Below are 13,527 nucleotides of genomic sequence, written 5' to 3'. Positions count from 1 at the left end.
AGTTTCCCCAAGTTGTCCCCCACTTCAAGGCATATTCCTACGCGTTACTCACCCGTTCGCCACTCGCCATCTCTCTAGCAAGCTAGAAAATGCTGCCGTTCGACTTGCATGTGTTAAGCATGCCGCCAGCGTTCAATCTGAGCCAGGATCAAACTCTTCAGTTCAATTCCTGTGCTAGTTTAAAACCAGCTTCTTTACTTATTTATTTCTTCTTAGCACTCAAAGGTTCTTCAAAGTGCCCACACAGTTTGTCTTCTCTCTTCTTAATGAACTTGCCCCGAAGGCGTGCTGCGTATTCTACTGATTTCACCATCAGTGTCAAACACTTTTTGCATTTTTTTTAAAAAAATGATGACACTCTGTTTATTGTAAATGCAGCTTGGCAATTCTACGTTTGCCAACTTGTATTATATAGGTCTTATTTGCAGATAATACAAGAGCAGGATCCTCAGCTTTTTCTCCATCAATTTTAACGGCACCCTGCTTTACCAAACGAATCGCTTCTGAAGTACTTTGAGTTAGATTCATTTGTTTTAATAGTTGAGCTAGTGAAAGCGATTCATTCGAGGTTATGGTTTGTTCCTCTAAATCTTCAGGGATAATGCCTTTTTGAAATCGTTCTATAAATTCTTTATGTGCATGCTCTGCTTGTATTTGATCATGGAAACGCGTCACAATTTCTTTAGCAAAATCAATTTTTATGTCTCTAGGATTCGCTCCATCCATTACTGATTTCTTTAAAGCCTGAATTTCCTTTCCTGTTTTAAAACTCAATAAGTCGATATATCGCCACATTAATTCATCGGATATTGACATAATTTTGCCAAACATATCGGATGCTGGTTCACTAATACCAATATAGTTATCCAATGACTTCGACATTTTCTTCACACCATCCAAGCCTTCGATCAATGGAGTCATCATGACAACTTGTGGTTCAAGACCATAATGCTTTTGTAATTCACGTCCCATTAATAGATTAAATTTTTGATCCGAACCGCCCAGTTCAATATCTGCTTTGAGTGCCACAGAATCATACCCCTGAAGTAAAGGATATAAAAATTCATGAATTGCAATAGGCTGACCTGTAGTATATCGCTTATTAAAATCATCACGCTCTAACATACGAGCAACTGTGTGTGTTGCAGCCAGACGAATCAAATCTGTCGCATTGAATTCTGCCAGCCACTGCGAGTTAAATGCTACTCGTGTTTTAAGTGGATCTAAAATTTTAAAAACCTGTTCTTGATATGTCTTGGCATTATTAAGAACCGTTTCTGGACTAAGAGGCAAACGTGTGACATTCTTCCCAGTTGGATCACCAATCATCGCCGTAAAATCACCAATTAAAAAAATGACTTCATGACCATGTTGTTGAAATTGTCTTAACTTATTAAGTAATACGGTATGTCCCAAATGCAAATCAGGTGCAGTTGGATCAAAGCCTGCTTTTATTTTTAAAGTAGTTCCTTTTTGTAATTTTTTTTCTAATTCATGCTGGGGAAGTACCTCCTCACAGCCTCTTACTAGCTCGGAACAAACTGAATCTTCAACTATCATGACATCAAAACCTTTATAAATGATTGACCTATCTTCTCACACCGAGTATCTTAGCCCGGTTGGCAATTTCCTGCCATACCTAAAAGGTGATTTAAGATAATTTGTCACCCGAAATTTAAATAAAATGCAAACAATAGCATGATTCCGGATGGCAATGTATAGGCAAACAATGGATAAAAAACCTTATATATATATCGAAAAAAGAAAAACGAATAAAAATAAAAAATCTAATCCATCTAAGGTATTAATGGGTTTTGCCTTGATTATTGCCTTTTCACTCCCCTATTTCCTTGTAAAAAAGTTTTCACATAATTCACATCAGGAACCTACAACTCAATCCATTGTTTTACCTGATCTTGATGAAGATGAATCAGAAGAGTATCAAGACGAAGCTTTTCAAGAAAATACATTTCAAAATGAAGATGAGCAAATTATTGAAGAGTCTAAACCCAATCTGACGGAAGAAACAGCTAAAACTGTTGCACAAAACGCTGTTAAAACGGTTAAACCAATTAAAAAAATTGCCAAGGACAATGAATGGCAAACTATAAAACCTCGATCTGGGGACTCTATGGCTACTATATTTAAGCGCCTTGGATTAACTGCCCAAAATTTACACTTGGTTATGCAAAAAAATCCTTATGCTAAAGCGCTTACCGCCATAAAACCAAGTCAAGAACTTAAATTTTTAATTAATAAGAATAAGTTGGAAAAATTAATTATCCCGATGAACAACATACAAACACTTACAGTGTATAGGGATGGAGCAGTATATAAGACGAAAGTTGATTCTAAAAAAGTAAAAACCCAAGAGCGTTATATTACCGGTGTAGTCAAAGGTTCCTTATCCGCTACAGCTCAGCAGTTAGGGATCCCGAGGAAATTAATTCAGCAAATGACTACTATCTTGCGCAAAGAAATAGATTTTTCGCGTTCTGTTCGTAGTGGAGATCGATTTTCTATTGCTTATGATACGTTCTATGTAGAAAACAAAATGGTAGGTGTTGGTGATGTAGTTGCTGTAAGCTACACCAATCAAGGTAAAACCGCTCAGGCCGTACGCCATATTAGTAGAAATGGTACTCGTGACTATTATACGCCTAAGGGAGAAAGCTTTAAAAAGGCCTTTTCTCGCTACCCCATTAAATTTAGTCATATCAGCTCGACCTTTACTACTTCAAGATATCATCCAATATTGCACTATAAAAGAGCCCATAAAGGTATCGATCTTGCAGCACCGATTGGTACTCCGATCCAATCTGTCGGTGATGGAACAATTATTAGCATTGGTAGACACAATGGCTACGGTAATATGATTGAAGTCAAACACGATAAAACTTACAGTACGCTTTACGGACACATGCTTCGATTTGCAAAAGGACTATCCAAAGGTAGTAGAATCAGACGAGGTCAAGTTATTGGTTACGTAGGCCAAACAGGTCTTGCGACAGGCCCTCATTGTCATTATGAGCTGCATGTTCATAATCAACCAAGAAATCCAACGACAACTTATTTGCCTACTGCATCCCCTGTTCCCGCACGAGAAATGGCCCAATTTAAAGCAAAAGTGCGTAATGTGTTTGCTCGTTTGAAATCAATGGAAAAAACAAATTATGCCAACAAAGACAAAAGTAAAGGCAAGAAGAAAACTAAAATAGGATAATCTAAAGCAGTACTGCATGATTCATGCATCTGCCAAATCTTTGAAGGTGCCATATATTTCGGCACCCAGTGAATTTCGGACGAAGTTAGAATAGTTTCAGGTATTATCATCCGAATAAATAGCGACAAACAATCACTGATGCAATAATTCCAGCAAGATCCGCTAATAAACCGGCAGGAATAGCGTGTCGTGTACGACGAATTCCTATAGAACCGAAATATACGGCAATCACATAAAATGTCGTTTCTGTACTTCCCATCATAGTTGCCGCAATTTTGCCAATGAGTGAATCCCCGCCATATTGATGAATCAATTCTGCCATCATTCCCGTTGAAGCACTTCCAGAAAAAGGTCGAATCAAGGCCAATGGTAAAACTTCTGGAGGCATGCCAATCATAGCTAAAAGTGGTGAAAGAAGATTTGCCATTAAACTAAAAAAACCTGAGGCACGCAGCATGCCTATAGCAACTATCATAGCGATTAAATAGGGAACAACGCTTAAAATCGTATCAAAACCTTGTTTCGCACCAACAATAAATGCATCAAAAACATTAATTCTTTTTACTGCCGCAGCATATAAAGGAATACCCACAATAAAAACTAAAAGCATCCAATTGGATAATTGATTTGCAAACCCACTCATAGGCTGTTTTTTCCTTCAACACGAAACATCGGTAATTTGGCTAATTGTTTTACAGAAATAATGGCGACCAAAGTAGAAATGGTCGTTGCGATCAATGAGCTGACTATAACGCTGCTCGGGTTAGTGCTGCCATTTGTGGCCAAATAGGCAATTGCGGTAGCAGGAATTAATTGCACGCTAGAAGTATTAATTGCCAAAAAAGTACACATGGAATTTGTAGCAATTTTTGCATGTTGATTCAGGGTTTGCAGCTCTTTCATTGCTTGCAGTCCAAATGGAGTTGCTGCATTGGCAAGACCCAGCATATTAGCAGCAATATTCATAGTCATTGCCCCCATTGCAGGATGCTCAGTAGGAATATCAGGAAATAGCCGTCTTAAAACTGGCCTGAGTATTTTTCCTAGTAAAGCCACCAAACCTGATTCGTTAGCTATAGACATAATTCCTAGCCATAATGACATAATTCCTGCTAAGCCAAGCGCGATTTCAAAGCCTAGTTTTGCCGACTCTGTGACAGCACGTGCCACCTCATCAATACGCCCTTCAATTACGCCAACGACCACCGAAATTAGTATCATTCCTAACCAAATTATATTGAGCATCCTTGCCTCCCTACTTTGGAACAGGTTAAAATGCAGTCATTATTTGGCTTGAGATAGAAAAAACTAATGAAGTACACATTTACTCCCTTAAAACATCTGGCCTTTGCAGCCTGCTTTCTCATTTCTTTTCAAAGTCATGCTTTTGACTCAGACAGTGCCGAAAAACAAGCTAATTCCTCAATAGAAGAACTATATCATAGACTAAGCAACATGCCGAATAGTTCAATGCCAGATAGAATAGATTGGGTCAGTAGCCAATTTTTAGGGGTACAATATATTCTTGGTTCATTAGGTGAAGGGTCAAAGGCTCGATACGATCAATATCCTCAATATCGTGTTGATGCATTCGACTGTGATACCTACGTAAACACAGTGGTGTCATTAGCCGTTGCAAACTCACTTGACTCGTTTCAACAATGCTTAAAAAATATACGCTATAAAAACGGAACTGTTTCTTATTTACGACGAAATCATTTTACGGGTCTGGATTGGAATCAAAATAATCAGCGAAATGGAATTCTTAGAGACATTACACTAAATATAAAAGATCAAAATAATCACCCCGTTGCAAAAATTGCTGATGCAATCATTAATAAACCCAACTGGTATGCTTATAAAACTGTCGGTGCAATAAGATTAGTAAACGCAGATAGGGGAACCGAAGAAGAACGATTAATGGAATTAAAAAGGAAAGGAGCCCAATTGGAAACCATTTCAGAAGAAGTTCCATATCTACCCTTCACTGCACTATTTTCTGAAAAAAATAAACCGAACATGTATTTATTCGCACAAATTCCTAACGGAGCAATCATTGAAATCGTAAGACCCAATTGGGAGCTAAACCAAAAAATTGGCACTGCATTAAATATTTCTCATTTAGGCTTTGCAATTCGAAATAAAGGTCAATTGTATTTTCGGCAAGCATCATCAGAATATGGTAAAGTAGTTGATGTCCCATTGATTGAATACCTAGAAAAAGCAATAGATAGCCCGACGATTAAAGGAATCAATATTCAAATTGTTGTACCAACACAACCATTAACAGATTGTAAATTGCCTGTTTAAAATCAAACTAAGTTTGGGTACACTACAAGTCAAATAAAGTCTGGGTGAAGCGCGACCCAGGTTTAATTAATAAAATTCCCGGGTTACACTGCGCTTCACCCAGGCTAAGCCAGGCATTAGGGAACATTAAAATGAATTACGGATTAACTCAAAAACCTAACTTATCGAGTAGTGAATGTCTTGTTATTGGGGTGTTTTCTGATGCTGAACTATCTGATTTTGCTCTGAGTAACGAGCATCATAATTTAGTTAGCAGACTTATTAAAAAAACCTCCGAAGCCGGTGATATGCAATGGCATCATGCTCTGGATGGTAGCTTATTAATCATTCAATGTGGTGAACAAACCAAATTCACGCCTTCTCAGCTTAAAAAAAGAGTAACCGAGATTACAGGGGCTTTAATCAAACACCGCATTCGCTCTGCAACGCTATGTTTGCCACAAATAACGCACTATTCTGCTGATTGGCAATTGGAACAAATGATTGTTCAAATAGATAATCAACGCTATCAATTACTTGATTTTAAAAAGAAAAAAGCCAAGCCTCATCAATTAGAGTCTATAACGTTTTATTTGCCGAATGCCAGTGAAGAGGGATTAAAATTAGGTCAATCAATTGCAGCAGGTGTTGAATTGACTCGTCATCTGGCTAATATGCCCGCAAATATCTGCACCCCTACTTATTTGGGTGAGCAAGCAATGCAATTAGCTAAAGAGTTTGCCCAAAACATGAGCTGCAAAGTGATGGGGCCGGAAGAAATGCACCAAATGGGTATGGGAATTTTATTAGCAGTTGCACAAGGGTCAGCCCAGCCACCAAGACTCATTGACATACATTACAAAGGCGCAGATGATGCTCCCCCAATCATTCTAGTAGGCAAGGGAATTACTTTTGATTCAGGCGGATTATCCATCAAACCAGCCAATGCAATGGATGAAATGAAATATGATATGTCAGGTGCCGCCAGTGTATTAGGTACTTTGAAAGCATGTGCTTTGTTAAAGCTTCCTGTTCATGTTATCGGTTTAATTGCCAGTGCCGAGAATATGGTGAGTGGCACCTCCGTCAAATCAGGTGATATTGTTACCAGTATGTCCGGGCAAACAGTGGAAATCATTAATACTGATGCAGAAGGTCGTTTGGTTTTAGCCGATGCACTGACTTATGCCGAGCGGTATCAACCGAAATTTGTGATCGATGTTGCAACACTTACTGGTGGAATTATTGTTGCGCTGGGAACCGTTGCATCGGGTTTTATGACTCAAGATGAAGAATTAGCACAATTGATTGAGGATGCAGCCAAGGAAAGTAATGATAGAGTCTGGCGTATGCCTTTAGATGATGACTATCAAGATGCCCTTGATAGCCCTTTAGCGGATATGATCAATGCGGGTTTTGATCGTACTGCAAGCAGTGTCACTGCAGCTTGCTTTTTATCTCGCTTTACAGAAAAGTATCGTTGGGCACATTTAGACATTGCAGGTACTGCCTGGATTTTCGGCAAAAATCGTAATGCCACTGGCAGACCAGTCCCTTTATTAACTCAAATAATACGTCATGCCCTCAATTCGCGTTGATTTTTATCTATTAGCTAGCGACCAGAATGATGCACGCTGGTCGGTGGCTTGTCGTCTTTTGGAAAAAGCTTATGCTAAAGGGCATAAGGTTTATGTCTTATGCAACAACAAACAAGAAGCCGAATTTCTAGATGAGTTGCTATGGACGTTCAAAGAAGAGAGTTTTATTCCGCATAACCTGCAAGGTGAAGGCCCCGAACCCCCTCCCCCCATACAAATAGGCTATGAAGGAGAACCTAGAGGATTTAACGACATCTTGTTGAATCTTGCAAATTATATCCCAGGCTTTTATCCAAAATTTAAGCGTGTTATGGAAATTGTAGTGAATGTGGAAACTGAGAAGGAATTAAGCCGTGCACACTACAGAAACTATAGAGCCAAAGGTTGCGAATTGCATACGCATCAGATTGAATTGAAATAGTGTGCGATTCCTCTTATTTGAATTTTTCGTCAACGCAGTGAGTGGAAGATCTCCATTGGGTGATTTTGAACATAATAAATATAATGCTCAAAACAGGAGATCTTTCATCATACGCTTCTCTGGATGGCGTTAGTTGTTAATGATTACCACAAAGCACCACATTAATCCCAGAGAACATCTTTATTTTTCTTTATTGCAGCTTGCAATAAGCTAATTAAAGGAATAGCACGCTTTGATATACTGATTTCCGGTTCGCTTTCATCATCGTCTTCGACAACTTTTTTTTCATTTTTAAGACCAGCCTGCAATCGTTCCAAAGCTTCAGGAAGATTTTCTGATTTGATTGCTCCAGGAATAGTGCCACTATGCCCCATTAAAGATAGCAGCCGCTTAGCCACATCTGCAAAATATGTGATATCTTCATAAGCATCAGTATGAAACGTTATTAACATCAAAATCTCCTTTTGAACTCAACTTGTTCCTGTTATCCATAAACCTCTAACAAATATTCTGCAACCGTGTGTAACCCCATTGCTTCACCACCTTCGGGCTTTCCAGGCCGATTACCCAAATTCCACGCCATAATATCAAAATGCATCCAAGGTATAGATTTTGCCACGAAGCGCTGCAAAAATAATCCTGCAACAATTGCTCCTGCGTAAGGATGATCACTGGAATTAGCTAAATCAGCAACATTTGAGCGAAGTAAATCTTCGTACGCAGGAAATAAAGGCAATCGCCAGATAGGATCAACCACTTTATGAGAGACCGCTGTTACTTCTGCAGCCAAGTGATCATTATTGGTAAACAGTGCGGCAATTTCAGTGCCAACTGAAACACGTGCAGCTCCTGTTAGGGTCGCAAAGTCAATCAATAACTCAGGTTGTTCTTCGCATGCTTTTACTAAAGCATCAGCCAAAACCAACCGTCCTTCCGCATCAGTATTATGCACTTCCACAGTTAAACCGTTACGCATGGTTAAAACATCACCAGGCCTAAATGCATCAGGACCGATAGAATTTTCTACAGCGGGAACAAGCATATGTAAGCGTACAGGTAAATTACGCGTCATAATCCATTGTGCAAGGCCTATTACATGGGCAGCGCCCCCCATATCTTTTTTCATTAAACGCATACCAGAAGCCGATTTAATATCCAGACCTCCGCTATCAAAACAAACACCCTTTCCTACCAGAGTAATATGAGGATTTTTCTCATCTCCCCAAGTTAATGACAACAAGCGAGGGGCTGATTTAGAAGCACGCCCAACCGCATGAATTGCTGGAAAATTATCTTTAAGCAATTCATCACCAACCCATTGTCTGAATTGCGCTTTATGTGTTTCAGCTAACTGTTCTACTACCTCAGCCAATTCCTTTGGACCTAAATCACTAGTTGGTTTGTTTATCAAGTCCCGCACTAAAAAGTGAGCTTGGGTTAATGCCAAAATAGAATTTAAATTATCTGGATGAACTACTAAAAGCCGTGGTTGTACTTCTTGCTTTTTATATGCTTCAAAACGATATTGCGCCAAGGCCCAACTTATTGCTCCTTCTTGGGAACATATTCCTTGTACTTGATAAATGTTAGGAGGAAGTATCAGTGCCGCATTGGCTAAAGCCTGAACCTGATTCCCATCACCTGTCCCAATATACGCTTTATCGATCAATCCATCTGCATTCTGGATGAAACAAGCATCCCCTATTTTCCCTTTAAATTGATGCAAGGAAAGACAATTCTGTACCGCTGGTGTAAGCATGCTCAGCTCCTCCTCCCATTGACCTTGCGAAATCAAATAAAGAGGAATAGCCCGTTCACCTTGAGTCTCATAAAATAACTTTGCTTGCATGTTTTTATTCCTTCACTTGGCCTCGAAAATGGGCAGGTCTAAGCCCGGTTAGTCCCAGAACTAACAAATAAATGGTTACTGCAACTGTTACATGGGCAGATAATAAGATTAAACGCATCACAGGGGAAAAACCAAGCCAATAACTTACTGTACCGCTCATTAAAATTAAATAAATGCTAATTGCTACGTTAGCAAAGAGTAATTGCATACTGTATTTTAACCATCCAGGAGAAGGTTTGAAGACCCCACGTTTAATCAGTAAAAATAATAAACTACCGCAATTAACATAACCGGCCAATGCGGAAGCTAAAGTTAGACCCGCGTGAGCAAAATGCCAAACAAATATAGAACACAATAAAGTATTAACGATCATAGAAATCGCCCCCACCTTAACTGGAGTGCTAATGTCTTGTCGTGCATAAAAACCAGAGGCCAATACTTTGACCATCATAAAAGCAGGCACTCCAGCCCCAAGTGTGATTAAGCTTTTTTGAGTCTGAATCACATCATAAGCAGTGAATTTGCCATAAGCAAAGCAACTCGCAATCAAAGGCATAGCAAATAAACATAATCCTAACCCTGCTGGAATTCCAATAAGTAAAATGGAGCGCAACCCCCAATCCAAGGCACTTGAATATTGGCTTATACTTTGCTCTGCATGCCTTCGAGATAAATGAGGAAGGATTACCGTTGCAATCGCCACACCAAAAACTCCTAATGGAAAATCAGTAAGGCGATCGGTGTAATATAACCAAGACACACTTCCAACTTTCAAAAAGGAAGCAAAAATACTATCAACCATTAAATTAAGTTGGGCAATGGAAACACCAAATAAAGCTGGAATCATTAACTTAAGTACTTTATTCACTCCAGCATCATTTCTGACCAACTGGGGTTTTACTAATAAACTGCGTTGATGCAAAAATGGAATTTGAAAAAGCAATTGCGCTATGCCTGCAATGAGAACGCCCCAAGCCAGACCAACTACAGGTTTGGGTAAATGAGGACATAGATAGATCGCTACAAGAATCATACTGATATTCAATAATACCGGTGTAAATGCGGGGATTGCAAAATAACCATAGGTATTTAATACCGCTCCCGCCATAGCCGTTAGCGAAACGAGCATTAAAAATGGGAATGTAATACGCAACATTTCCGTAGCCAATACAGCACGGTCACTGTCATGACTAAAACCAGGAGCAAATAAAAAGATAATCACTGGTGCCGCAAATATCCCAATTAAAGTAACAACACTAAGAATAGTCCCCAGATATCCAGAAATACGCGCGATAAAAACACGTACATCACTTGGAGAACGAGTTTTTTGATACTCAGCAAGTACTGGAACAAACGCTTGAGCAAACGCTCCTTCTGCAAAAAGGCGGCGCATAAAATTAGGGATGCGGAATGCTACAAAAAAAGCATCCATGCCTGCTTGGGCACCAAAAAAATTGGCAAGCACCATATCGCGCACAAAACCTACAATACGTGAAATAAAGGTCATTACTGAAACCAGTGTCGTTGAACGCAATAAGCTTTGTCGTTTAGGTACCATAATCTCTGTATCTGTTGCTGACATAATTTTTATAGAAGGCCCAAAATAGCTTATATTATACCTAAATGTATCAACTGTCATAATTCTAAATACGGTGTCATGTTCTTTAAACTGAAATTCAAGGAATAATTGAGACTTCATATTGCCTAATTGAATTTGAGCACAAATAACACATACCGTCATAGATTAAATCAATTTATGCTTTAGAAACAAAGAAGTCTATTGACAAATTCTAACTCATTGTGCATGATCATCATCTTTTTGTACCATCTGAATGAGTGGAGATTTTTAAGTGGCAAATATTAAATCAGCGATCAAACGTGCTCGCCAAAACGTAAAACTACGTCAACACAACGCCAGTGCACGTTCTATGTTCCGCACCTACATCAAAAATGTAATTAAAGCTGTTGAATCAGGTGATAAAGAAGCCGCTCATGCTGCCTTCACCAAAGCACAACCAATTATTGATAAAGCGGCTTGTAAAGGTTTAATTCATAAAAATAAAGCTGCTCGTATTAAAAGTCGTCTAGTAGCTCGTGTTAAGGCAATGGCTGCTTAATCGTTTAATTCGAAAATATCGAACTGGCAATGCCGGTTCGATTTCTTATTTCTACTTAAATCGTTTAATCGTTATCGACTACTTCATCTTGTGAAATTTACGACGAAGTATCCTCTATTAGCGTTATTATAATACCCGGCTGAAGAGTTCCTCTCTACGTTCGGCAAGATGCAACACTAAAATATCCCCGGGTTACGGCTTTCACCTTCACCCAGGCTACGATCAAAAAACTAAGTAGGTAATGATACCGGCAAAGTCACCTGTGTTTCTTCATTCTCCAAATAAGGTCTTCCTAATATCTTACATAGGCTTTCTTTATCTTCTGTTGATAAATATGAAACCAAGGCTTCCAGTAGGTTATAGTCTTCAGCATTTACATTTGTAGTTGTCTCAGAAGGATACTCATCATAGATCGACCATCCATCTACTATAGCCATATAAAGAGCGTTTAAAAGCATTTTTGCCTGATGAATTTTATCTTGTAACTTTTTCTCTTCCTGGCTTCTCGGTACAGAAAAGAAACCAAGAATTGAGCCTTGCCAACCTGATATTTTACTATCATTTTTGGGCTCAATAATGGCAAATGCTTTATAACAGGAAACAATGCGCTGAATTAAATCATTTTGATATTCTTTATATTTTTCAGGTAAAGACGCATTTCTTATTAACCATTCTAAACGCTGCAACTGGCTGACGATATATTTCACTTCATCACGATACTCTTCATCTATTTTAAATAAACTCTCGGTATCAGCTGATAACTGATCAAAACGTTGTGGCGGTACACTCCAATATAATTTAACTTCTTTATCTTGTTTCTTATCTCGATAAAAAACTTCTTTACCTGATGATTTTTTATGTATGTGTAAAGGGCCTTCACTATGCAAAAGAATAGGTTCTAAACCCGGAATCAATCGGGGCAAAGAGGAATTTTTAAATGGGGCAAGTTGCTCTTCGGTTAAGATCCCTTCTAAAAGGGAAACCGCCCTAGTTTTACAGGTATTGGAATTCTTCAGGCTAGGTCCCGATAAACCAAATGATAAATGAAAATCAAAAGGCTTAAGCCTGGAAGGACGCCCTTCAATTTTGGCCTTTATTTGTTCGATTTCGAAAATTTGTCTGGAGTAGGCCTCTTCTTGATAAACTCTCCCCTTTTTTTCTGGATCTGTTTTGAAATGTTGACCATCACCAACTACTTCCTTAATAGCTGCCTCTTGCTCTGCAACGGCATTTGCACATCTCTTTTGTAATAATTCGAACTCATCCTGCGCCAGCTCAAAAGTGTATCCATGTAACCCATGCCCAAGATCCATGAAACGCACTTCCTCATTGATTAACATCCCATGATTGCCCTGGAAATCAACATCTAAATGATATTTATTTTTGAATTGCTCTAACCAACTGCTTTTATCTCCAGTGCTGGTAACACCATAAAAGCCCCAAGTCTCAACAACCTCAAGCAATTGTTTGTTTTCATCCAGCATTGATAGAAAAAAAGAACCATGCCAAAAAGGATTCCCTCCTACAGTATGATCAAATACGCAAAAAGTTATCGTATACTTCATCGTGACACTCCTGTCATTTTGTTAGACTTTCTATTCTAAAACTAGATAAATCAAAAACTATTCTGAGTAAAAATTATTAAATATGCAAGATTTTATCCCAAAATAAATGGAATAAATATAAATGAAATTGTAACTCCCCACGTCATCCCGACCCCGAGCGCAGCGAGGGTGAGGGATCTCCTGTCAGGTGGAACAATTTTTAAAGAATCGATTGATACAAATCATTCCACTCTGGGTTCAATGCATTAATCAAATCATGCTTCTTTTTTCGTGACCAACCCTTGATTTGTTTTTCTCGTTCAATGGCTACAATGATACTCCCTCAAGCTTCATAGTATACCAATCGATCCACGTTGTATTTTTTGGTGAATCCAGCAACTAGCTTATTTTTGTGCTCATAGACACGACGAATCAAATCATTGGTAACGCCAGTATATAAAACATTATTGTGTTTGTTAGCCAGAA

The 13,527-nt window shown here is 38.7% G+C and carries 12 protein-coding genes, 1 rRNA gene and 1 pseudogene; 5 read left to right on the top strand and 9 right to left on the bottom strand.

The features are described 5' to 3' along the window. Both BW930_RS16475 and tyrS read right to left on the bottom strand, forming a co-directional pair. Positions 1–164 (bottom strand): 16S ribosomal RNA (locus tag BW930_RS16475); the annotation flags it as partial. A 199-nt stretch (positions 165–363) separates the two neighbouring features. Further along, positions 364–1,560, bottom strand: a complete 1,197-nt coding sequence (tyrS, locus tag BW930_RS16470) for a tyrosine--tRNA ligase (RefSeq protein WP_058467612.1) — start codon at positions 1,558–1,560, stop codon at positions 364–366. A 169-nt stretch (positions 1,561–1,729) separates the two neighbouring features. Between tyrS and BW930_RS16465 the strand changes: the two genes are divergently transcribed. Beyond that, the gene (locus BW930_RS16465; RefSeq protein ID WP_058467614.1) at positions 1,730–3,223 is read left to right on the top strand and encodes a M23 family metallopeptidase; all 1,494 of its coding nucleotides are present in this window, start codon (positions 1,730–1,732) and stop codon (positions 3,221–3,223) included. 106 nt (positions 3,224–3,329) lie between these two features. On the opposite strand, the gene BW930_RS16460 is transcribed toward BW930_RS16465, so the two are convergent. Further along, the gene (locus tag BW930_RS16460; RefSeq protein WP_058467611.1) at positions 3,330–3,866 is read right to left on the bottom strand and encodes a spore maturation protein; all 537 of its coding nucleotides are present in this window, start codon (positions 3,864–3,866) and stop codon (positions 3,330–3,332) included. Then, positions 3,863–4,468, bottom strand: a complete 606-nt coding sequence (locus BW930_RS16455) for a nucleoside recognition domain-containing protein (RefSeq protein WP_058467610.1) — start codon at positions 4,466–4,468, stop codon at positions 3,863–3,865. Before BW930_RS16455 ends, BW930_RS16460 begins: the two co-directional genes overlap by 4 nt. 66 nt (positions 4,469–4,534) lie before the next feature. Between BW930_RS16455 and BW930_RS16450 the strand changes: the two genes are divergently transcribed. From BW930_RS16450 to BW930_RS16440, 3 genes are all read left to right on the top strand, one after another. Then, on the top strand, positions 4,535–5,533 hold the full coding sequence (locus tag BW930_RS16450; protein WP_058467609.1) for an N-acetylmuramoyl-L-alanine amidase-like domain-containing protein: 999 nt from the start codon (positions 4,535–4,537) through the stop codon (positions 5,531–5,533). A gap of 131 nt (positions 5,534–5,664) precedes the next feature. Continuing rightward, complete coding sequence (locus tag BW930_RS16445; RefSeq protein WP_058467608.1) at positions 5,665–7,110, top strand: leucyl aminopeptidase; 1,446 nt, start codon at positions 5,665–5,667, stop codon at positions 7,108–7,110. After that, positions 7,091–7,531 (top strand): DNA polymerase III subunit chi, encoded by a 441-nt coding sequence (locus tag BW930_RS16440; RefSeq protein ID WP_058467607.1) that lies wholly within the window; start codon positions 7,091–7,093, stop codon positions 7,529–7,531. The genes BW930_RS16445 and BW930_RS16440 overlap by 20 nt, the downstream gene beginning before the upstream one ends. Before the next feature lie 161 nt (positions 7,532–7,692). Here BW930_RS16440 and BW930_RS16435 read toward each other — a convergent pair whose 3' ends face one another. From BW930_RS16435 to murJ, 3 genes are read right to left on the bottom strand one after another with little or no spacing between them, the layout of a single operon-like run. Then, on the bottom strand, positions 7,693–7,983 hold the full coding sequence (locus tag BW930_RS16435) for a DUF1840 domain-containing protein (RefSeq protein WP_058467606.1): 291 nt from the start codon (positions 7,981–7,983) through the stop codon (positions 7,693–7,695). 32 nt (positions 7,984–8,015) lie between these two features. Continuing rightward, positions 8,016–9,380, bottom strand: coding sequence for a leucyl aminopeptidase family protein (locus BW930_RS16430; RefSeq protein ID WP_058467605.1), 1,365 nt, complete (start codon positions 9,378–9,380; stop codon positions 8,016–8,018). Between the two features lie 4 nt (positions 9,381–9,384). After that, positions 9,385–10,962, bottom strand: coding sequence for a murein biosynthesis integral membrane protein MurJ (murJ, locus tag BW930_RS16425; RefSeq protein WP_058467613.1), 1,578 nt, complete (start codon positions 10,960–10,962; stop codon positions 9,385–9,387). A 268-nt stretch (positions 10,963–11,230) separates the two neighbouring features. On the opposite strand from murJ, the gene rpsT reads away from it, so the two are divergent. Further along, positions 11,231–11,497: a 30S ribosomal protein S20 gene (gene rpsT, locus BW930_RS16420; protein WP_058467604.1), complete on the top strand. Its 267-nt coding sequence runs from the start codon at positions 11,231–11,233 to the stop codon at positions 11,495–11,497. Positions 11,498–11,727: 230 nt separating this feature from the next. Here the strand turns inward: rpsT and BW930_RS16415 are convergent, their stop codons facing one another. Together BW930_RS16415 and BW930_RS16410 are read right to left on the bottom strand one after the other, a co-directional pair. Next, positions 11,728–13,062, bottom strand: coding sequence for a hypothetical protein (locus BW930_RS16415; RefSeq protein ID WP_058467603.1), 1,335 nt, complete (start codon positions 13,060–13,062; stop codon positions 11,728–11,730). A gap of 199 nt (positions 13,063–13,261) precedes the next feature. Next, positions 13,262–13,525: pseudogene (locus tag BW930_RS16410) on the bottom strand (GIY-YIG nuclease family protein). Positions 13,526–13,527: the final 2 nt, after the last annotated feature.

Source organism: Fluoribacter gormanii (genome assembly GCF_900156395.1).
Classification (GTDB): Bacteria; Pseudomonadota; Gammaproteobacteria; order Legionellales; family Legionellaceae; genus Legionella; species Legionella gormanii.
The sequence above is the reverse complement of the archived record's forward strand: the minus strand, read 5'-3'. Positions and strand labels throughout refer to the sequence as shown.